17 protein-coding genes are annotated in these 22,606 nt (G+C 42.2%); 12 read left to right on the forward strand and 5 right to left on the reverse strand.

Annotated elements, in window-relative coordinates:
- Window positions 1-243 precede the first annotated feature (243 nt).
- Window positions 244-654 (reverse strand): rRNA maturation RNase YbeY, encoded by a 411-nt coding sequence (gene ybeY / locus DW182_RS21540; RefSeq protein ID WP_118296784.1) that lies wholly within the window; start codon window positions 652-654, stop codon window positions 244-246.
- Between the two features lie 26 nt (window positions 655-680).
- Window positions 681-1,913, reverse strand: a complete 1,233-nt coding sequence (locus DW182_RS21545) for a nucleoside recognition domain-containing protein (RefSeq protein WP_118296786.1) — start codon at window positions 1,911-1,913, stop codon at window positions 681-683.
- 202 nt (window positions 1,914-2,115) lie between these two features.
- Between DW182_RS21545 and DW182_RS21550 the strand changes: the two genes are divergently transcribed.
- From DW182_RS21550 to DW182_RS21560, 3 genes are all read left to right on the forward strand, one after another.
- Window positions 2,116-4,074: a sialate O-acetylesterase gene (locus tag DW182_RS21550; protein ID WP_118296788.1), complete on the forward strand. Its 1,959-nt coding sequence runs from the start codon at window positions 2,116-2,118 to the stop codon at window positions 4,072-4,074.
- A 270-nt stretch (window positions 4,075-4,344) separates the two neighbouring features.
- The gene (locus tag DW182_RS21555; RefSeq protein WP_118296790.1) at window positions 4,345-6,339 is read left to right on the forward strand and encodes an ATP-binding protein; all 1,995 of its coding nucleotides are present in this window, start codon (window positions 4,345-4,347) and stop codon (window positions 6,337-6,339) included.
- 48 nt (window positions 6,340-6,387) lie between these two features.
- A complete protein-coding gene (locus DW182_RS21560; protein WP_007661356.1) occupies window positions 6,388-7,089 on the forward strand; it encodes a DNA alkylation repair protein in 702 nt (233 codons plus the stop codon).
- Here the strand turns inward: DW182_RS21560 and DW182_RS21565 are convergent.
- Window positions 7,076-7,711, reverse strand: a complete 636-nt coding sequence (locus DW182_RS21565; RefSeq protein ID WP_118216233.1) for a DUF6266 family protein — start codon at window positions 7,709-7,711, stop codon at window positions 7,076-7,078. The two genes, DW182_RS21560 and DW182_RS21565, sit on opposite strands and share 14 nt — an antisense overlap.
- Before the next feature lie 777 nt (window positions 7,712-8,488).
- On the opposite strand from DW182_RS21565, the gene DW182_RS21570 reads away from it, so the two are divergent.
- Entirely contained in the window at window positions 8,489-10,330 is a 1,842-nt protein-coding gene (locus DW182_RS21570; RefSeq protein ID WP_118216232.1) for an Ig-like domain-containing protein, read from the forward strand.
- A 4-nt stretch (window positions 10,331-10,334) separates the two neighbouring features.
- Here the strand turns inward: DW182_RS21570 and DW182_RS22350 are convergent, their stop codons facing one another.
- Window positions 10,335-10,760 (reverse strand): hypothetical protein, encoded by a 426-nt coding sequence (locus DW182_RS22350; protein ID WP_149960856.1) that lies wholly within the window; start codon window positions 10,758-10,760, stop codon window positions 10,335-10,337.
- Between the two features lie 167 nt (window positions 10,761-10,927).
- Here DW182_RS22350 and DW182_RS21575 point away from each other — a divergent pair, with 167 nt between their 5' ends.
- The 8 genes from DW182_RS21575 to DW182_RS21610 all read left to right on the forward strand — a co-directional run bounded on the left by DW182_RS21575 (window position 10,928) and on the right by DW182_RS21610 (window position 20,198).
- Entirely contained in the window at window positions 10,928-12,100 is a 1,173-nt protein-coding gene (locus tag DW182_RS21575) for a radical SAM peptide maturase, CXXX-repeat target family (RefSeq protein ID WP_044154897.1), read from the forward strand.
- Complete coding sequence (locus tag DW182_RS21580) at window positions 12,094-13,035, forward strand: CXXX repeat peptide maturase (RefSeq protein WP_118296792.1); 942 nt, start codon at window positions 12,094-12,096, stop codon at window positions 13,033-13,035. Before DW182_RS21575 ends, DW182_RS21580 begins: the two co-directional genes overlap by 7 nt.
- Before the next feature lie 19 nt (window positions 13,036-13,054).
- The gene (locus DW182_RS21585; protein WP_044154899.1) at window positions 13,055-13,330 is read left to right on the forward strand and encodes a CXXX repeat peptide modification system protein; all 276 of its coding nucleotides are present in this window, start codon (window positions 13,055-13,057) and stop codon (window positions 13,328-13,330) included.
- Between the two features lie 357 nt (window positions 13,331-13,687).
- On the forward strand, window positions 13,688-13,879 hold the full coding sequence (locus tag DW182_RS22650; RefSeq protein ID WP_227100603.1) for a hypothetical protein: 192 nt from the start codon (window positions 13,688-13,690) through the stop codon (window positions 13,877-13,879).
- A 255-nt stretch (window positions 13,880-14,134) separates the two neighbouring features.
- Window positions 14,135-15,166: a Holliday junction branch migration DNA helicase RuvB gene (gene ruvB, locus DW182_RS21595; RefSeq protein ID WP_007661363.1), complete on the forward strand. Its 1,032-nt coding sequence runs from the start codon at window positions 14,135-14,137 to the stop codon at window positions 15,164-15,166.
- Between the two features lie 9 nt (window positions 15,167-15,175).
- Entirely contained in the window at window positions 15,176-16,621 is a 1,446-nt protein-coding gene (locus DW182_RS21600; RefSeq protein ID WP_007661364.1) for a lipopolysaccharide biosynthesis protein, read from the forward strand.
- A 54-nt stretch (window positions 16,622-16,675) separates the two neighbouring features.
- Window positions 16,676-18,046 (forward strand): TIGR00341 family protein, encoded by a 1,371-nt coding sequence (locus tag DW182_RS21605; protein WP_118296796.1) that lies wholly within the window; start codon window positions 16,676-16,678, stop codon window positions 18,044-18,046.
- Window positions 18,047-18,062: 16 nt separating this feature from the next.
- Entirely contained in the window at window positions 18,063-20,198 is a 2,136-nt protein-coding gene (locus tag DW182_RS21610; protein ID WP_007661367.1) for a S46 family peptidase, read from the forward strand.
- A gap of 33 nt (window positions 20,199-20,231) precedes the next feature.
- Here the strand turns inward: DW182_RS21610 and DW182_RS21615 are convergent, their stop codons facing one another.
- Complete coding sequence (locus DW182_RS21615; protein WP_118296794.1) at window positions 20,232-22,544, reverse strand: TonB-dependent receptor; 2,313 nt, start codon at window positions 22,542-22,544, stop codon at window positions 20,232-20,234.
- Window positions 22,545-22,606: the final 62 nt, after the last annotated feature.

Here is a 22,606-nt window from a genome sequence, read left to right on the forward strand (position 1 = left end):
CAACACACGAACTGGGATTACGGTCGTAATGGTAAGGGATATTACAATGATATATTCGCTCCGGGCTGGACGGTGGCTTCCCTGTGGGAACTCTTCTCTCCGGGACGTGCCGAGAAGTACTTGGCAAAGTAGCTGACAGAGCCTTTGAGCCACACAAGTGTTTCATCTATACAACGCTTGTGTTCTGTTTGTGTAACACAAGTGTTGTGCAGATGGAACACAAGCGTTCTGTTTTTACTGTCTTTATCGCATAGCCAGAGCCTTGTTTTCTGCTTCTTCCATTATTTCACGTTCTCCAGGACCTTTATCGTTAATCCCGCATAGGTGCAATATGCCATGAATAATAACGCGGTGCAGTTCTGTTTCGTAATCGCTGCCGAACTGCTCCGCATTTGTGCGTACCGTATCAAGGCTAATAAATAAATCTCCACTAAGACGATTGCCTTCACAATAGTCGAAAGTGATAATATCGGTGTAATAGTCATGTTGCAGATATTGACGGTTTACTTCAAGTATCTTTTCATCGGAACAGAAAATATAGGCGATTTCACCGACTCTTTTTTCATAAGTTGCGGCAACGGCCTTAATCCATTCCGTTGTCTTGCTTTTTTTGATGGCGGGTATTTCTACACCGTCTGTCTGATAAGAAACCATATCAATTAAGAATTAAGAATTAAAAATCAAAAGAAGAATATGTAACTGATGATGATGGCGGCAAGGATACCTGCCAAGTCCGCTATTAGTCCGCAGGTGACAGCATTGCGTGTTTTGGTGATACCCACACTACCGAAATAAACTGCCAGAATATAAAACGTAGTGTCTGAGGCACCACGGGCTACACAACTCATACGTCCTACAAAAGAGTCCGCACCATATTCTTTCATGGTATCGATCATTAATCCGTTGGCTCCACTACCACTCAGCGATTTCATCAGAGCAGTTGGCAAAGCACCTACAAAGCTGGTATCTACGCCGAACAATCCCACTACATAGCCGATGTCGCTTACTAACATGTCCATTGCACCGGAAGTTCGGAATACGGCAATACCCACCAGGAATGCTACCAAATAGGGAATGATGCGAACGGCAGTGGTAAATCCTTCTTTGGCGCCTTCCACAAAAGCGTCATACACATTTATTTTCTTCCATAATCCCCATACAATGAAGAGTAGGATGATACTGAACAGAATGATATTGGCAATCAATGTGGAGTATGTACCGATTTCTTCCCGACCGAGTCGCATAAACAAGTAAATCAATCCGGCGAAGAAAAGGCTGATACAACCAATGAGGATAAGAATAGGCTTATTGATAAGGTTAATGCGTTGTGCGATACTGACCGCAATTACTCCTACAAGAGTGGAGATAGCAGATGTTATCAATATTGGGATAAATATATCAGTAGGTTGTGTAGCACCCATTTGTGCGCGATACATCATAATACTGATTGGGATTAGTATCAATCCGGAAGTATTGAGCACCAGGAACATAACCATCGGATTAGTCGCCGTATCCTTCCGGGGGTTCAGTTCTTGAAGTTCTTTCATAGCTTTCAATCCCATCGGGGTAGCAGCATTATCGAGCCCCAGCATATTGGCTGACAGGTTCATAAAGATAGAACCCATAGCAGGATGTCCTTTCGGTATTTCGGGGAAGAGGCGGCAGAAAACAGGGCTTAACCAGCGGGATAATGCATTAATCATACCGCTTTGTTCTCCAATCTTCATAATGCCCAACCAGAGTGAAAGAATACCAGTCAGTCCCAAAGATATTTCGAAAGCCGTTTTTGAGGAAGTAAATGTAGAGTTGACAAGCTCCGTAAAAATTTCAGTGTTGCCCATAAACAGAAGTTTGATGAGTGCCACAATGAAAGCAATTACAAAGAATGCTACCCAAATGTAATTTAAAACCATAAAATAACGCGTTGATTTCTATGCAAAAGTAGGAATATCTTTCCATTCAGCATGATAAATGGAAAGATTATTGCATTTATTAGGGCAATAACGCTATTTCAAATATGAAATTCTACTTATCTTTGCTTTCTGACATTGGAGCGGTTGTGTGTTATAATGCGGCTGTTTGCAATGCCTCTGTTTAAATCAATAATTAAATAATATGAGAAACAAATGTATTTTATTTGCTGCTTTGCTGATGTTATCCGGTACAATCTCTGCCAAGGTTGTATTGCCACCGATGTTCTCGGATAATATGGTACTGCAGCAGCAGGCAGATGCTCCTATATGGGGTGAAGCTAAGCCGATGAAAACGGTGAAAGTAACAACTTCCTGGGATGGAAAGACGTATGAGACACAGGCTGACAAAGAGGGTAAATGGAAACTTTCTGTCCGCACCCCCGAAGCGGGTGGACCCTATGAACTTACGCTGACCGACGGCCAGAAACTGGTATTAAAGAACGTAATGATTGGTGAAGTCTGGATATGTTCCGGACAATCCAATATGGAAATGCCTCTGGAAGGTTGGGGAAAGATTATGGACTATAAGAAAGAGGTTTCTGCAGCTGATTACCCTAATATCCGTTTATTACATGTAGAACATGTGACGAGTACCCAACCGGAGTCCGATATCAAAGTCCGTGATAATGGCTGGCAAGTATGTTCGCCGCAAACTATTCCTAATTTCTCGGCTACTGCCTATTTCTTTGGTCGTGAAATCTCTGAAAAGCAGAATGTGCCTGTGGGACTGATTCATACTTCCTGGGGAGGAACAAATGTAGAATCCTGGATAAGTGGGAAAGTGCTGCAAGAGATGCCGGACTTTAGCAATGTAGTAGAGGAAGTTCGTGCCATGCCTGATAAAACTGCGATGAAAGCGGAATATCTGAAAACTCTGGAAGCTTGGAATAATCGTGTGGATGAAGGTTTTGCTGCCGGGAAACCGGTACGGGCAGAAGTTTCTTTGGATGATAGTAACTGGGCAAAAATGAAATTTCCCGGTATGGTGGAGGAGCAGGGGCTTAATGGCTTTGACGGACTAATCTGGCTCCGCCGGACCGTTGATATTCCTGCATCCTGGGCAGGTAAAAAGGTTCAATTGATATTAGGAACTATCGATGATAATGATATAACGTATTGGAATGGTCAGGAAGTAGGACGCACTACTGGTTATACTATTCAGCGTAATTATACCGTTCCCGGTAAATTAGTCAAAGCCGGACAACTGAGTCTTGCCATTCGTATTGTAGATACAGGCGGTGGTTGCGGCATGCCGAACGATCTTTATCTTCGTTCTGCCAATGGAGAGCAAATTAGCCTTGCAGGAGAGTGGAAATATCAAGTGGCGGCTGATGCCCGTAAAGAGGGAATGCCTCCCAAAGACATGTCCGAGAATCCTAATCTGCCGACATCTTTGTATAATGCGATGATCCACCCATTAGTGCCTTACGGTATTCGTGGAGCTATCTGGTATCAGGGAGAAAACAACGCTTCACGTGCTTACCAATACCGTGAACTTTTCCCGTTAGTCATTGAGAACTGGCGTAAAGATTGGGGCAAGGATTTGCCGTTCTACTTTGTACAGTTAGCCAATTTTAAACCTGTATCTCCGGAACCGGTTGATTCTGATTGGGCGGAACTTCGCGAAGCACAAACCCGTACATTGTCTGTGGCAAATACAGGTATGGCGGTAATCATAGATAAAGGCGAAGCAAATGATATTCACCCCAAGGATAAACAGGCAGTTGGTCATCGTTTGGCATTGATAGCCCGTGCCAAGACCTATGGAGAGCAAATACCTTATTCAGGCCCTATGTACCACTCCTATGAGGTAGATGGAGATAAGATCATCCTTTCTTTCGACCATACTGAAGGTGGCTTAAAGAGTGGTGACGGAAAAGCATTACAAGGTTTTTCTATTGCCGGACGTGATCATAAATTCCACTGGGCAAAAGCAGAAATACAAGGTGATAAGATTGTGGTAAGTTCTCCGGAGGTATTATATCCCGTTGCTGTTCGCTATGCATGGGCCGATAATCCGGTTTGTAATTTATATAATGGTGCTGGCCTTCCGGCTTCACCTTTCCGTACAGATGATTGGAAAGGAGTGACGCAGAAATAATTTATTCGTTTAGTATAATAAAGACTCCGTTTATTGTCAATTGTAAATTATTGATAATAAGCGGAGTTTCTTTTAATACAGCTTGTTTATAGATATTATGAAAGTGAATCATAATCCACTAGCTTGCTTTTTATGTATAAAAAATGTTTATTATATACAATGAAAGGATAAAAATAGTCAATTTCTATACTTTGCAGGATAAGGTGATATTTTATTTCATGTATAAGATATATCTTTATCATCCTATAATATACAACAGACAAATAGATTATGATGAAAAAAACGATTCTTGCCTGTGTTTTTCTGCAATTGGTTTTAGGAACTGTCTTTGCCCAAACGGTGGATTCTACCCATATCAAAAATATGCATGCTTACTATAAAAAGCATTTTAGTGATCCGACTGATCCCATAGTGCTGACGGCATCGGATACACTGCTGGATATGGCAATCAGATGCAATGATACAGTAATGTCTAAAATAGCTTTGGGAGCTAAGTTAGACTATTATTATTATGGTCAAGGTGAGAATCGTACAGATAGTGTCATAGCTGGAGTCAATCGTTTAAAGAGATTTGCCCGGAGTGTTGGGAACGCTGAACTTTATTATTGGGCATGGGCTGCCAGACTGGTTAATTATTATATCATACAGGGAGAATATAATATTGCTCTTCTTGAAGCGGAAAAGATGTTGCAGGAGGCAAAAAAGGAGGGAAAGCAAGAAAGTATTGCTGAGTGTTATTATGCATTAGCCAATGTCTATGCGGCGAAAGGTTTAATGAAAAAATCTCAGGAATTCATGCTTAAGGAGATAGATATTTTTGAGAATACCGATGTCGTAAGATATAATATATCTTGTCAGTACAGTGATGCCGCAAAAATATACATTGATCTGGGTGAGGAAGAAAAAGCTCCCGAATTACTTAAAAAAGCACTTAAGGCAGTCAAGTCTCCCTATCATGAAGTGACGGCAAACTTGGTTTATGTATCACTTTATCTTGCGCAGGGAGATACGGTGGCTGCCCGTCAGGCATTAGAGAAATGTAGGCAAATGTATGCGGATGAGCCTTCTTTGAAACGCCATATACACTATTTGTATGATGTGGAAATTGATTATGACTGGAAAGTCGGCAATTTCCAGAAAGCTCTTAACGTACTGGATGAGCGGGAAACTGAGTTAAAGAGGAAAAATAATTTAGCCACTTTGATGCAGCTGAGAAAAACGAAGGCGGATATTCTTTGGGATATGAACCGTAAAGAAGAGGCTGCCGGATTATACCGTGACTTTCTCTTGGAACAGAAGAAGGAGAAAGAAAGGAACGAAGAAGTTGCTACCGGTGAATTTGCTACTATGCTGAATCTGCAACAACTTACTGCTGAAAAGGGACGGTTGGAAAAGATTTCCCAAGAGAAGCAACTTCAAAATACCCGTATCATTCTTTTCTCTGTTATCGGAATTTTGTGTGTCGTTATTGTCTTCTTGTGGCAACAGAGAAAACTCAATGCCAAATTAGAAAAATCAAGGGATAAGTTGGATGAAAAGAATCGTATATTGATTGAAGCCAAAGAAGAATTGCGCAAGGCCAAGGAAGTTGCAGAACAGAGTAATTGGCTGAAAACAATGTTTATTCAGAATATGTCCCATGAAATTCGTACTCCCCTGAACTCCATTGTCGGATTCTCCGGAGTATTAGTCGATATGCTTGACGATAAAGAAGACATCGGGCAATATGTGGCATTGATAGAAAGTAATAGTAAGTTGTTGTTAAAGTTGGTAGGTGATATTCTTGACATTTCTATTCTTGATAGTGAGGTTGAAATTAAGCACAATGCAGTTGATGTCAATGCTTGTTGCCAAGCCTCAATAGATGCGGCAGGGACTTTATTTTCTCCGGATACAAAACTTGTTTTTAAACCGGCTTGCGATGAACTGATCATAAATAGTAATTATAACTATATAGTACAGGTGCTTGATAACCTGTTGAGTAATGCATCGAAATTTACTCATGAAGGTTCTGTTACATTGGCTTATGAAGTAAAAAAAGAGACGAATCAATTGATTTTTACGGTTACGGATACCGGAATAGGCATTCCCATTGACGAGCAAGAACGTGTATTTGAACGCTTCGTTAAGCTGGATAACTTTAGTCAGGGAGCAGGGCTGGGCTTATCTATCTGCCGTATCGTTGCAGAAAGGTTGGGAGGTTTTCTGATTATAGATAAAGAATATACCCAAGGTACCCGCTTTATTTTCTGTGTGTCAATGTGAAGAATAAAATGAAAAACGGTATTTTTGTGCTCTACTAAATTAAAGAAAATGCAGACAGCAAAGGAAATCCAGCAAGAACTGGAGCAATACATTGATCCTGTGAAGCGGGAATACCTTCCTAATTTCTTCAAAACCGGAAAGGGACAATACGGAGAAGGCGATAAATTTCTGGGTATCGTAGTTCCTAACACTCGTATTGTGGCGAAGCGTCATAAGGATGCACCGTTCGAGGTAATGGTAGAATTGCTGCAAAGTGAATGGCATGAATGCCGCCTGTGTGCCTTGCTGATGTTGGTAGAACGCTTTAAAAAGTGCGATGAAAAGGACAAAAAAGAAATATTCAACTTTTATCTGACACAGACTGCCCGCATCAATAACTGGGATTTGGTTGACCTTTCGGCTCCAGGTATTGTGGGCGAATATCTGAAAGATAAGCCTCGTGATGTCCTCTATCGTTTGGCCGATAGCGATTTACTTTGGGATCAGCGCATAGCAGTGGTCTCCACCTATACACTAATTAAAAACGACGATTTCATCGATATTATTGCTCTTTCTGAACACTTTTTGCATACTCGTCATGACCTGATGCGAAAGGCTGTAGGCTGGATGTTGCGGGAAATGGGGAAGCGGGACAAGGACTTATTGGTGCAGTTCCTTGAAAAGCATTGTAAACTGATGCCCCGCACGATGTTGCGCTATGCGATAGAAAAATTTCCGGAAGAAGAACGAAAACAATTTATGCAACGGTAATAGGCTGACATATACTGTTGGCCACACTTTTATCGTTTGTGCTGCAAAAGCCCAGGTAGGCAATCAAAGTATCGTTTTTCCAGTCTTTAGGAAGTTCCAGTTCGGCGTTGCCATCCGAGCGCATAGCTGCTGATGTATCATAAACAGCCAAGGCCTTCTCTTGGTTGTACACTAATAGCATGGCTGCGTCTGTAGCCATTGCATTCCCCTGTCCGCTATTATCCTTCCAGGTAAAGAGGGCTTTGCTGCCTTCGGTGCTTACTGTTGTATCGGATGCTTGTGTCAGGCTTCCGTGTGACACCAACACTTTGTTATAGTCAATTTCTAATCCCTGCTCACTGTCTGCGAGGGCATTTTTCATCACATAGGACATGGCAGCGTTGAAAGCAGTCTGTCTTTCTGCGAATTCCCGGTATCCGATGCGTAGAAAGGGAGTAATTGTTCTGAGGAAGTTGAGTGCCACCTGAAATTTGCTCCGTTGTCCCTGTTGCTTTTCGGTGCGTGGGTTGGTCATGTTGGCAGGACGGGTACGCATATAAGGTATCCCTTTCCATGTACATCCTACCAGATTTCCTACTTTTCCTGTGAATTCGCCGAAAACTCCTTTTTTAATTTTTCCCATGATGGTTTAATTTTTAGTTATTTATATTTCGTTGTTTGTGAAGGGAGAGAGAAGTCTGGATGTGGCTTTTCTTATTCTTCATGCATTGCTCTTGAAGGGGTGCTGCATCGCAAAGGTATGAATAAACTTTTTCTTTTTCTTTTGATTTGTGGAGTTTGTTTTCAAGAATTCATGAATATACGGAGAGAATGTATGTGATGCGGTGTTTCGGCATAAATATTACCGGTATCAGACAGGGTTACGTCTTACCTTCTCCCTATATAATAAGAAGGAGTAGGTAGGGAGTAGGTAAGGAGTAAGTAGGGAGTAGGTACGGCCCGGATATTTCTTTTTTATGGTTATCCGGATGGCTATGAGGACCTAAACGGATACTATACGGTAAAAAAATGGCATTAAAAACATCCTGAATAATTTGGCATGTACACTGAAACCTCTTAACTTTGTCACAATCTCAGCTAGCCGGTGGGTTAGGGGGAGGTTTTTATTATTGTAATAGAAAGACGTTTACGAACGTTATCTTCTAGTCTCAAATCTCGCAAATTTGAAATCTATAAGAAGATACGGCAACGGGAACGTCCACTTGAGGTGTTTTGTCCAAACATTGCGCTTGGCGTGGTGTTCTGTATATTCATCTTGGCGTGGGCTAGCTGCGTTGCTTATCCTTATAGATGGGCATGCGAGAGCCTGAGACTGGGATAAGTGAAAGTACAGACTCCCACGTCTTTTTTTGTGTATTGCTGAATCAGGGGAAGTCTATAGGCTTAATCTATATGGATTATGCTGAAGAGAGAAAAATTAACCGGTAAATCAAAGTTCATTTGGGTAATATTGGGCTTCTTACTTATGCTGCCGTTGGCTGGTAGCTGTAGTAAAGAGGATAGTAAAGAGAATGTTGTGATTCCGGACATTGCACTGAACAAGAGTGAGTTAACATTAGAGAAAGGCAAAACTGAAAGGTTGATAGCTTCTTTTACTCCGGCTGAGACACCTGATAAAGGACATGTGTGGGCCAGTAGCATCCCCGGTGTTGCAACGGTGGATGAGACTGGAATGGTAACAGCGGTAATACCCGGAGAGGCTGTTATTACCGTAACGGCACTTACCGGCAAGAAAACAGCGACTTGTAAAGTAACGGTAGTGGACAAAGTTGTCAGGGTGACGGGAGTGTCGATTAAACCTACAGAGTCTACTATGGTGGTGGGGGATGACTTGATACTTGAAGCTGTTGTGACACCGGAGAATGCGACAAACAAAGCTGTAACATGGAGTTCGGGAGATAGTAAAATAGCATCGGTGGATGCTACCGGTAAGGTGACCGCTATAGCCGAGGGAAAAGTTACTATTGAAGCGACTACGAATGATGGTGATAAAACGGCCTCCTGTCAGATTACAATCGTTAATAGAGGAGTGGAAATTTCTAAACCGGAAGTGTCGGATATAACTTCTGTTTCGGCTCTTGTGGAGGGAGCAATCAAGGCTTCGGGCGTTAAAGTTACGGAAGCCGGTATTTGTTACTCTACTTCCCAATCTCCCACTGTCAATGACAAGAAGGTTGTTTTGTCCGGCGAGGATATTTCTTACACCTTAACCAAGCTGGAAGCAAATACTACTTATTATGTCCGCATATATGCTGTTGTGGATGGTGCGGCTAAGTATGGCGACCAGGCTATGTTTACTACGGCAGTGACCGTGGAAATTTCAGTACCTCAAATTTCTTCTATTTCTTCATCTTCGGCACAGATCTCAGGAACAATTACGACGTATGGTTTGCAAATGGATGAGGTTGGTATTTGTTATTCCACTTCATCAATGCCGACGGTTGATGCCACTAAAGTTGCTCTTTCGGGGAATGGGATCGTATACACACTGAATGAACTGACTCCCGAAACAGCTTATTATGTCCGTATATATGCTAAATTGGACGGGGAATATTATTATGGAGATCAAGGGATGTTCACCACATCAGGGATTATTAAAACACATTTTGAACCTACAGATATATATGAAGATAAGGCGGTACTTACATCTGTTGCTCCAAGTGGGGTAAAGAAAGTGGATATATGTTACGGAACGTCACCTAACCCTAAGATTACGGATAATGTTACTACGGCAAGTGTAGGTAGTGATGGAAAGTTGAGATTATCGTTAACAGACTTGATTAAGGGTACTACTTATTATCTAAGGGCTTACAGCCGTGTAGGCTCAAAGATAGAGTATTACGATGATGAGGTGTCGGTGCAGACGGTAGGGAAGGAATTTTCAGTAGTTCGTGAAGCATCTTTTAGAAGTGAAAAATCAGATGTTGAGTACACTCCTAGCTATAGGCAATGGTATCGGCTTTATCTAACATATACTTACGATATAAAAGTAAAAGGAACATATCTAGTAGAGGCAATAGGTGGAGGTGCTTTCAAGAAAACGGGAGATTTCTCCGCTTCTATATATTTAGAAAATGGAACTGGAAGTTTTACATTTATGAGAGATAAGGCATTATTTGAAAATTCATGGCCATATGCAAGTTATTATTTTAATACCGCAACAGATGTTCGAATTACTAATTTGGAAACTAATGTTTGTTATCATATAATGATAGAAAGAGTAACATTTAAAAGTGCTTGATTTATTATAAAAAAGAAGCTATGGAAATATCACGCAGAGAGTTTTTTAAAGTAGCCATCAAGAAAACAATTCCGTTTTTAGGGTTTATTGCTATTGCTCCTATATTGAATAGTTGCAGCAAGGATGATGAACCGTTAGGGTGTAATAACAGTTGCATGGGAACAGCACAGAGTGGCTGTGGCTCTACCTGCAGTAACAGCTGCGTAGGGACATCGAAAGGTGGTTGTGGAGATGGTTGCAAAAATGGTTGCAAAGAAGGCTGTTCCAGTGGTTGTGATAATACAGCCAAATCTTCTTGTTCTGATTGTAGCACTTCTTGCAGCAATGGCTGTAAAGAAGGTTGCAGTGATGGTTGTGAGGATTCTGCTAAGTCTTCTTGTTCAGGATGTGGTAATAGTTGCTCTGGTTCCTGCTTTGCTGCCTGTGCCAATGATTGTGCAAAAAGTTGCCTGGATACTTGCCGTGGTGCATGTGTTTCAACCTGTTTGGGACAGTGCAAGGGTACTTGTATGTTTGGATGTCAAACGGGATGCCGGGGTGGGTGCCGGAGTTACAATCGATACTAATGTTGAAGTATGTATTCGTTATCTTTTAAAAATGAAAGGAATCAAGAAGAAAGAAGTAGATTGGAAGTCCGGAATGGCAAAGAATATCACTTTTATTGTCACGAAAGACTGCCAACTCGCTTGTAAATATTGCTACCTCGTAGGTAAAAACTCGAAAGAGCGGATGCCTTGGGAGGTAGCCAAACAAGCTATTGACTATGTATTAGAACGTGAAGAGGATTTTCCCGAAGAGTCTGTGGTATGGGATTTCATAGGCGGAGAGCCTTTTCTGGAAATAGACCTGATAGATAAGATTTGTGATTATATCAAGGTTGAACAATTCCAAAGAGATCATCATTGGTTTGGCGCTTATCGCTTCAGCTTTTCTACAAATGGCATCAATTACCATGAAGAAAAGGTACAGCAATTTATCTTAAAAAATAAGGAACATCTCAGTATTGGCATTACAATTGATGGTACGGAGATGAAGCACGACCTGAACCGTGTGTATAAAGCAAGCGGACGGGGATCTTATAAAGATGTAGTGCGTAACATTCCTTTATGGTTGTCGCAGTTTCCTGATGCAAGTACGAAAGTGACCATCAGTAGTGCCGATATTCCTTATATCAAGGAAAGTGTTCTTCATCTTTATGCTTTGGGCATTCATGAAGTGAACATTAACTGTGTGTTTGAAGATGTATGGAAAGCAGGAGATGACAGGCTGTTTGAAGAACAACTGCTGATGCTGGCGGATGCTATCATTGATAATGGTTATTATCGGGACTATTCTTGTTCTTTTTTTGGTGAGCATTTAGGGAAACCGTTGGATTGTAAGTTGCAGAATCAGAATTGGTGCGGTGCGGGCATGATGCTGGCTGTAGATGCAATGGGAAATTTTTACCCATGTACCCGTTTTGCGCAATACTCCCTTCGTAATAAGAAAGCTTGGATTATTGGTAATATTCATGATGGCATTGATAAGAACAAGTTGCGGCCTTTCTTGACATTGGACCGTTGTACGCAAAGTACACAAGAGTGCATAGATTGTGAAGTGGCAAGTGGATGCGCATGGTGTCAGGGAGAAAACTACGATGCTGCCGATACTTCTACCATTTACCAGCGTTCTACAGCTATCTGTAAAATGCACAAGGCACGGGTAAGGGCTAATAATTATTACTGGAACAGGCTTTTACGTAAAATGGAATCGGAGGGCGAACCATGCTGAAATATTTAATTGTTTTATTGGATGACACCAGTACGCCCTATTGCCATTATGAGAATCCGAAGACGGAATATAAGCTAATCAGTTTGCAGGATTTGCGGGCCGCTATTCTTCTGGCAATGAAAGAGAATCTGATGGTTCAGTTTGTTTATCCTGATTACAAATTACCCCAGAAATATGAGGAAATCATAGAAACGACGGAGCATTGTAAAATTATGCCTGTTGCCTGTTGCGCTGGAGCGGACATTATCATTGGGGATTATTGGGAGAATCCGGAAGGTCGAAAGATGGACAGGGATAAGATCTACGTACTGAGAACGAAGAAAGAGGATTTTTTCAGTCATTATGAGAAAGTGGGAGAGATGTTGATTCATGTCGCTCGCCTGAATATAATACTGACTGATGTGGATACTTTTACAGAGGCTGACTTTGATAAGTATAAGTCTGTGTTGGCTGAACTGGCTTTTCAGTTAAAAGATTTTTGTAATGAGGAGACAATCCCCCAATTCAACCTGCTGACTGATCGTATGTTGCTTGATAGTATGAATAATTGTAATGCCGGATGGGAGAATATAACGCTTGCTCCGAATGGGAAATTTTATGTTTGTCCTGCTTTCTACCTGTCAAGTGATGGCTATTCCATTGGTGATTTGGAAAATGGGCTTGATATCAGGAATTCTCAGTTGTATCGTCTGAGCCATGCACCGTTATGCAGGCATTGTGATGCATACCAATGCAAGCGTTGTATTTGGCTGAATAGAAAAATGACTTTGGAAGTAAACACCCCTTCACATGAGCAATGCGTGACTGCCCATCTGGAACGTAATGCTTCGCGTGATTTGTTGCAGGAGATACGTAAATCGGGGCGTTTTTTACAAGGCAGGGAAATAATGGAAATAGATTATTTGGATCCGTTTGATGTGAGAAAGAAATATTAAAGTGTAATGAGATATGATTATGAAAAAATTGATAGGAGCAGTGACAGAAGAAGAGAAGCTTGAGATTCAGGTTCTCTTTGAACGCCGGAATGGGTTGAATGAGTTGGCCAGAATCGTAACAGGTAGTAATGAAATGTTATATGAAAAACTGGTGAAAGATTTGGGAGAGACGGGAAGGAAATTTCAGGATTGGTGGGATCGTATGTCAGATCAATATCAATGGGAACAGTGTGAGAAAGGTAATTGGGAGATTAATTTTAGCACGAATGAGATTTATTTGGTTTACGAAGAATGATTGGTTTGAGTAAATATAGAAATCTCAAAATAAATTAGTTATTTTGCAGAAAACAAAAAGTTGCGGTATGAAGTCACTGTGCATCAAGAACTACAAGAATTTTAAGTAAAAAAATAAGCCTCATTGGGGATAAAGACTGCATGGGAAAGTATTCTTTGTGCAGTCTTTTTTCATGATTTGTGATTGCATGTGAGCCTCAGAGGTAGGGTTCCTTTTCTGCATAAGCAAGCGGAGAATGACGGAATGATGAAGTGAGAAAAGAAATTAAGTGAAAAAATAGATAGGGTTCATCAGTTTGTACTATCTTTGCTCAATAGAACCAAAATATGTATTGATGATATTCGTAAATCATCCCGTGTGCGTCAGCATGTCAAGCAGATGGATGATGCAGAGTTGGCAGAGAACTATCCTAAAGAGCTGCTTCTTGATATAGAACAGAAGGCTGTTGAGTTGACTTATTCGTATGAGTTTCCGAATGGTTTGTTTCGTAAACAAATACGGCAATGTGCTGAGAACTCTAATCATGGAAGACTTGAGAGCACATCCTAAAAGTAAGATTTAGGAGATTGCGGGTCGGTTACCGGAAGTCGATTTACAGGAGTTGAGGAAGATGGTTTATTCGATGGTGGATGTGGAATTGATAACAGAAGGGGCTCGTACTGATAGACGTTATGTACTGAAATAAGTGGTAAAAAGAAAAAATAAAAAAGAAATAGAAAAAGAAAAGGTTTAAGTGGCTGATTGTCAGTTTTGATTTTGTTTTCTATTCTTTTTATAAAAGATAAGAAAAGAAGTAAATATAGAATGGAACGAGAAGATTTTGATATACGCGATAATCAGTTGACCAGTAGGGAGCGCGATTTCGAAAACGCACTTCGTCCGTTATCCTTTGAAGACTTCAGCGGACAGGATAAGGTGGTGGATAATCTGCGTATCTTCGTTAAAGCGGCTCGTCTGCGTGGCGAAGCACTGGATCATGTTTTGTTGCATGGACCTCCGGGATTGGGTAAAACGACACTTTCCAATATTATTGCGAATGAGCTGGGAGTGGGCTTTAAGGTAACTTCCGGTCCGGTGCTTGATAAGCCGGGCGATTTGGCGGGGGTGCTTACCAGTCTGGAACCGAATGATGTGCTGTTTATCGATGAAATTCATCGTCTTTCTCCGGTGGTGGAGGAGTATCTGTATTCCGCAATGGAGGATTACCGCATTGATATTATGATAGATAAAGGCCCGTCTGCACGGAGTATTCAGATTGATCTGAGCCCGTTTACGCTGGTGGGAGCTACTACCCGTAGCGGTTTGCTGACTGCGCCTTTGCGTGCCCGTTTTGGCATTAATCTGCATTTGGAATATTACGATGACGATGTGCTGAGCGGTATCATCCGCCGTTCGGCAGGAATCCTGAATGTTCCTTGTTCTACAAGGGCTGCGTCAGAGATTGCTTCCCGTAGCCGTGGAACGCCGCGTATTGCAAATGCGTTGTTGCGTCGTGTACGGGATTTTGCACAGGTGAAAGGTTCGGGGAGCATTGATACGGAGATTGCCAACTTCGCTTTGGAAGCACTGAACATTGATAAATACGGTCTCGATGAAATCGACAATAAGATACTCTGTACCATTATCGATAAGTTCAAGGGCGGTCCGGTAGGGCTTACTACTATTGCTACGGCATTGGGCGAGGATGCCGGAACCGTAGAAGAGGTGTACGAACCGTTCCTGATAAAAGAAGGCTTCCTGAAGCGTACCCCTCGCGGACGTGAAGTAACTGAATTGGCTTATAAACATTTAGGACGTAGTCTTTACGATAGTCAGCGTACGTTATTTAATGAATAACGAATAAAAATGAGTGGATTAAAAAGTTTAGCAAAAGAGACAGCTATTTACGGGGTAAGTAGTATTGTAGGACGTTTTCTCAATTATCTGCTGGTACCTGTATATACGATAGCTTTGCCTGCATCATCGGGTGGTTATGGTGTGGTTACGAATATATATGCCTGGGTGGCATTGATGCTGGTATTACTGACGTGCGGCATGGAAACGGGATTCTTCCGTTTTGCCAATAAAGGGCAAGATGATCCGATGCGGGTATATTCCACCACCTTGTTGAGCGTAAGTATCGGCTCAGTGGTATTCGTTGTTTTGGGATTGTTGTTTTTAGAACCTATTGCCGGATGGTTAGAATACGGAGAGCACCCTTGGTATATAGGTATGATGATGATTGTGGTGGCAATGGATGCTATTCAAAGTATTCCGTTCGCTTATCTGCGTTATAAGAAACGTCCCATTAAGTTTGCTGCATTGAAGTTGCTGTTTATCTTTCTCAATATTGCTCTCAATCTTTTCTATTACGTTGTTCTGAAAGGGAATGATGTAGGTTATGCTTTCCTTTTCAATCTGGTATGTACCTCTGTTGTCATGTTGTGCATGATACCGGAACTGAGAGGATTTACCTATGTGCTGGATAGAGAGTTATTGAAACGGATGCTTCGTTACTCCCTGCCATTGGTGATATTGGGTGTGGCAGGTATCTTGAATCAGGTGGCTGATAAGATTATTTTTCCTTTCGTTTATCCCGATGAGGCTGAGGCTACCGTACAACTCGGTATCTACGGAGCTGCCAGTAAGATTGCCATGATTATGGCTATGTTTACCCAGGCATTCCGCTTTGCTTATGAACCTTTTGTATTTGGTAAGAGCAAGGAGAAAGATAGCCGTGAGATGTATGCTCAGGCTATGAAGTTCTTTATCATCTTTACTTTACTCGCCTTCCTGGCAGTGATGTTTTATCTGGACATTCTGCGCCATATCATCGGGCGTGATTATTGGGACGGATTACGGGTAGTACCCATCGTTATGGCAGCGGAAATCTTTATGGGCATTTATTTCAACCTGTCTTTCTGGTACAAGCTGATTGATGAAACCCGTTGGGGGGCTTATTTTTCATTGACGGGCTGCACCATCCTGATATTGATGAATATATTTCTGATCCCGAAGTATGGTTATATTGCTTGTGCCTGGGCTGGATTTACAGGATATGGCGTTGCTATGTTGCTTTCTTACTTTGTGGGTCAGAAGAAATATCCGATACAGTATGATTTGAAGGCAATCGGTATGTATGTGCTTCTTGCTGCTGTGCTTTATCTTGCTGCCGAATATGTGCCGATAGACAATATCTACCTGCGTATGGCATACCGTACAGTTCTGCTGATACTGTTTATCGCCTACGTTGTGAAGCGTGATTTGCCGCTGAATCAAATACCAATCCTAAACCGTATCATAAGACATTAGAATAGTCCGCATGGCAAATTGTAAATTGTAAATCGTCAAATTGTAAATGATATGATGGAAACATCTGAACAAAACCGAAATGTTTTTGCCGTTAAAAAGTTCCTGAGCGAGTATCTTGATCTGAGAAAAGACAAGGACAATGAGCTGGAAACAGTAGACTCCATCCGCAAAGGAGTAGAGTTTAAAGGGGCTAACCTGTGGATTTTGATCTTTGCCATTTTTATGGCATCATTAGGACTGAATGTTAATTCCACGGCCGTAATCATCGGTGCCATGTTGATTTCTCCACTGATGGGACCTATCATGGGGGTGGGACTTTCTGTCGGTCTGAATGACTTTGAATTGATGAAACGTTCACTGAAGAGCTTTCTGATAACGACTCTGTTCAGTGTAACCACAGCTACTGTCTTCTTTCTTGTAAGCCCTGTTGCCGAAGGACAGTCGGAGCTTCTGGCACGTACTTCACCTACGATTTATGACGTATTCATCGCATTGATGGGCGGTCTTGCCGGTGTAGTTGCCCTGTCTACCAAGGAGAAAGGAAACGTAATTCCTGGTGTTGCCATTGCCACTGCTTTGATGCCGCCGCTCTGTACGGCAGGTTACGGGCTGGCAACGGGGAATCTGGTTTATTTCCTTGGAGCATTTTATCTCTACTTCATTAATTCGGTATTTATCAGTCTTGCCACGTTTGCCGGAGTGCGTGTGATGCACTTCCAGCGTAAAGAGTTTGTGGACAAGAAGCGGGAGAAGAAAGTACGCCAATACATAATACTGATTGCCGTGCTGACCATGTGTCCGGCTGTTTACCTGACGGTAGGGATCATTCAGAGCACTTTCTATGAGAGTGCCGCCAATCGGTTTGTTGCCGAACAGCTTTCTTTTGAGAATACACAGGTATTGGATAAAAAAATCCATTATCATGGCAGCAAGGACAATGAGATACGCGTGGTACTGATCGGACAAGAAGTTCCTGAGGCTTCGATTGCCATTGCCCGTAGCAAGATGAAGGATTATAAGTTAGGTGAAACCAAACTGATTGTTCTTCAGGGAATGAATAACGAAGCTGTGGATATTTCTTCTATCCGGGCTATGGTGATGGAAGACTTCTATAAGAACAGTGAAGAACGACTGGTGGAACAAACAAAGAAGATTACAGTGCTGGAACAGAGCCTGGCAAGATATAAATCTTTCGATGAATTGGGCAAAACGATTGTTCCGGAGCTAAAAGTTCTCTATCCATCAGTGAAAACCGTTTCTATCTCTCATGCCATAGAACTGACGATTGATTCGGTACGGACAGATACCATTACACTTGCCGTACTGAAGTTTGGCAAGCATCCCGACGCCCACGAGAAACAAAAGATTACCGAATGGTTAAAAGCACGTACGGGAGCGAAACAATTAAGACTGATTGCAGAATAATTTAATACGAAATAGAATGAAGCTAAAGTATATACTGATTGTTGCTTGCAGCCTCTTCACGTTGACGGGACGGGCGGACGAAGGTATGTGGATGCTGGGAAACCTGAATAAACAGACCCGTAAGGCTATGAAAGAACTTGGCCTGCAAATGCCTGCTGATAAACTATATAATCCGAAGAAGCCGTCGTTGAAAGATGCGGTAGTCAGTTTCGGAGGATTTTGTTCCGGAGTGGTAGTGTCGGAAGACGGGCTGGTGTTTACCAATCATCACTGTGGTTTCAGCAGTGTGCAGCAGCATTCATCAGTGGAGCATGATTACCTGAAAAATGGCTTCGTAGCCCATAGCCGGGCAGAGGAATTGCCTAATCCGGAGCTTTACGTTCGCTTTCTGCTTCGTACGGAAGATGTGACCAAGCGTGTGTTGGGAGCCGTTAAGCCTTCGATGAGCGAAATGGAACGTTCCAGTGCGGTAGACTCTATGATGATGGTAATAGGTGGTGAGGTATCCCTGAAAGACTCCACTTTGCTTGGCGTGGTAGATGCTTATTATGGAGGCAATGAGTTCTGGCTCTCCGTTTACCGCGATTTCAACGATGTGCGGCTGGTGTTTGCACCTCCTTCCTCTGTCGGTAAGTTCGGTTGGGATACGGATAATTGGATATGGCCCCGGCATACAGGAGATTTCTGTGTGTTTCGTATTTATGCAGACCGCAAGAACAGGCCTGCCGATTACTCTCCCGACAATGTCCCGTATCACCCGGAATATGTGGCACCGATTTCACTGGATGGCTATAAGGAAGGCTCTTTCTGTATGACGATAGGCTATCCGGGAAGTACGGAACGTTATCTTTCTTCATTCGGCATCGAGGAAATGATGAATAATTCCAATCAGGCACAGATTGATATTCGTGGTGTGAAGCAAGCTATCTGGAAGCGTGAAATGGACAGTAAAGACAGCATACGCATTAAGTATGCTTCTAAATATGATGAAAGCTCCAACTATTGGAAGAACAGTATCGGTGTTAACCGTGCTATTCGTAAGCTGGGAATCCTAGATAAGAAGCGTGAAATGGAGCAAGAAATCCGTCGGTGGATACAGCAGAACCCGGAAGAACGTGAGAAGCTTCTTCAACTGTTTACCGACTTGGAACTGAATTATAAGAACCGCCGGGAGGTAAACCGTGCGCAGGCTTACTTTATCGAGTCTTTCCTGTATGGACCGGAACTGGTGCAGCTTGCTCTGAAGATTCTGAACTTTGACTTTGAAGGAGAGCAAAAAGCTGTTATTGCTGGTTTGAAGGATATCATCGAACAATATTCTAATTTGGATCTGGATATAGACAAGGAAGTATTTACGGCGCTGCTGAAGGAGTATCGCTCAAAAGTGGATACCACTTTCCTGCCGGAAATCTACCATACTATCGCACAGAAATATGATGGTAATGAGAAAGCTTTCGTAGATAGCCTTTATGCAAGTTCTGAGTTGACTACTCCTCGTGGTTTGAAGCGTTTTCTTGAACGGGACACTACCTATCAGATTTTCGACGATCCGGCTATTTCATTGGGCATTGATATGCTGACAATGTTGTTCGATATGAATATGCAGACGCAGGCACCTACTACGGAAATCATTCGTGGAGAACGCCTTTTGAATGGGGCTATCCGTAGGATGTATGCATCTCGTAATTTCTATCCGGATGCTAATTCCACCATGCGATTGAGTTTTGGGACAGTATGTGGATATACTCCGTTTGACGGAGCGGAATATGATTATTATACAACGACAAAAGGTGTACTGGAGAAGGTGAAAGCTCATGTGGGAGATGTTGATTTTGCAGTACAGCCGGAGTTGGTATCTCTGCTCTCTTCCCGTAATTTTGGAAGATATGCCGATGAAAAGGGCGAAATGAAGGTTTGCTTTATTTCTAATAATGATATTACCGGTGGAAATAGCGGGAGTGCGATGTTTAATTCGAAAGGTGAACTTCTCGGATTAGCTTTCGATGGAAATTGGGAGGCTATGAGCAGCGATATTCTTTATGAACCGAAGATGCAGCGTACCATTGGAGTGGATGTGCGCTATATTTTGTTTATGATTGAGAAGTACGGGAAAGCAGGGAACCTGATCAAAGAATTGAATATTATCAATTAGTGGGCAGGTTCCCGCATTTCCTGGGGGAGACAATTATTTGTTTCCGGACAAAATACCTGTATCAGTATCCTTGTTATTGATTCTTCTGCCTTGACTGTTGCGCTTCTTTCCAAAGTCCAGATTGAAGGATACGTTTACCATGAACAGAAGCCTTAAGTTCTTGGAATATGCTAACTGGCGATAGGGAGCCGATTTTGAGAGGTTCTCTATTTCCTGTTCATACTTCTTGGTGAACGGGTTCAGTACCCCGGCAGACAAGCTCCATTTCTCCGTATTGTATCCCGCCATGATGGTGTGCAGCTTTTCTTCCTTAGTCAGCGTTTCACCCCACAGGATGTGGTTGCTGGTATTCATTTCTGCCATCAGTACCCAATTCTTATACATTGCCATCAGGCTGCCTCGTAGTCCTGCATTGGTGTGTGTATGCGTGTAGGTGCTGCCGTGACTGATATAGCGGTTCAGGAACGGAGTAAACTTGATAGAGATATACTCCCTGTAAGGTCGTATCTGTATGGCTGTTTCCAGATTGATTCGGTGGAAACCTTTATGATTCTCGGTAGTGCGGATAAAATACCCGTCTTCGTAGTAGGTATTTTCCATAATTGGCTTATTGTCATAGCTATATCTTCCAAATAAATCGACAGATACATACTTGCTTTGCCAGCTGGCAGATAGTGTATTGGCATAGAATGTAACAGACTTTAAGTCGGGATTTCCTTTGCGTATCTGGTACTTATCCATTGCTTGCGAAATGTTGTTCAGGTCGGACAGGGAAGGAGCATACCCCGACACGTATCCGTTGTATCTGAAAAACCACTTCCCGTTGATAGAGTACGACAGGCTTAAGGAAGGTTTGACTATATACTTCTCGGAAGAATACTGCTCCTGGCTGTTATAAGTTCTCATGGCTCCAATCCCTACAGTGTAGTTCAGAGCTTTTATCTTTGATTGATATTCGGCAAATAGGTACGTTTCGGCCGTATTCATCGTGATTTTATTCTCTATATTACCCGAATATCTATTTTGCAAATAGGCCTGTGTATGCTTGATACCTCCGGTAAACTTACCTGTATTGAATTGTTTTTCGTAGATACCTTCGCCGATGACGGAGTACTTCTCACCTTTGGTTTCTGAATAGATATCCGTATCGTTATTGTCATTATTAAGGGCTTTCTGAATAAAAGTCCGCTTGTTCTTGCTGTCCAGATAAGAAGCCACTACATCCGCATAGATTGTCTGTTTGTTTTTCAGATTTCTCTGGTAATAGATATCCAAAGAGGGGATCAGTACTTTGGAGGCAGAAAGGTCGGATATGGAGTAGGAGGCATCTCCTTCATACAATGTACTGATTCTGTCCGACATGGAACTGGGAGTATCACTGTATTGGTTTCTGAGAGCAATGTTGAGAAGTTGCTTGTCATGATCCTGGTAACTGTAATTGAGGTTGAAGTTAAGGTTATCGTACTTTACTTTTGTAGGTTCTCCTACCTCTCTATTCTCTTGATAAGCCTCCGGGAAGTGGAAACTTTCATAGTTTTCGCGTGTCCACTTCAGATCTCTCTGTCCCCAATATACGGTAGTACTGAATTCAGACTTGTTGAAGTGGTATTTGGCAGCGAGGTTATGCTCGCCGTATCCTGTATCAGATACTCCGTTGGTGAGATCAGCAGAGATACTTCCTCCCGATTCCCTTCTCTTTACAATGTAGTTTAATACGGCACCTGCATTTCCGTAGCGTGCGCCGGGATTGTCTATATATTCGATGCGGATCACATCTGCCGGACGAATGGCAATGATTTCAGCTTGAGTCACTTCTACACCGTTCATCCTAAGTTGTACATTGTCTCCTCCGGGAACCGTGATGCTGTTGTCTATCGGATTGACCAGGATGCGCGACAGTTGCAGATTTCTCAGTAAGGAAACTCCGTTGGAAGCGGCTTTAGTCTGCATTTCGGTTGGGAGGATAATTTGCCGGTCAGTCTTTTTGATGATGGGGCTGGCTGTGACGGTAACTCCTTCCAACATTACATTATCGGGCGACAGGGGCAGCTCTCCCAGATTCAGGTTAGCTTGCAGGTTATGGATAGAGAGGTAGGAGTTTTCATATCCGATGCATGAGATATATAAGATATAATCTCCATCGTTTACTTCTTTCAGTAAGAAATAGCCGTCGTTGTTTGTGGCAACTCCGGTGATGAATGTCGAGTCCTGAGCCATCAGGCTGACATTGGCATACTCGATGTTCTGATTGTTATTCTCATCGACGATTTTCCCTGTGATTTTGTTTGTCGCCATCAGGGAGGTGCATAGGAATAATGCTCCTAAAATGATACTTAATCTTTTCATTTTTCTTATTAGCTGAATTCAACTTGCAAATGCAACAGAATTCTGATTAATAATTTGTTTAA

Origin of the sequence: Bacteroides sp. AM16-24 (genome assembly GCF_003471885.1) — a bacterium.
GTDB lineage: Bacteria > Bacteroidota > Bacteroidia > Bacteroidales > Bacteroidaceae > Bacteroides.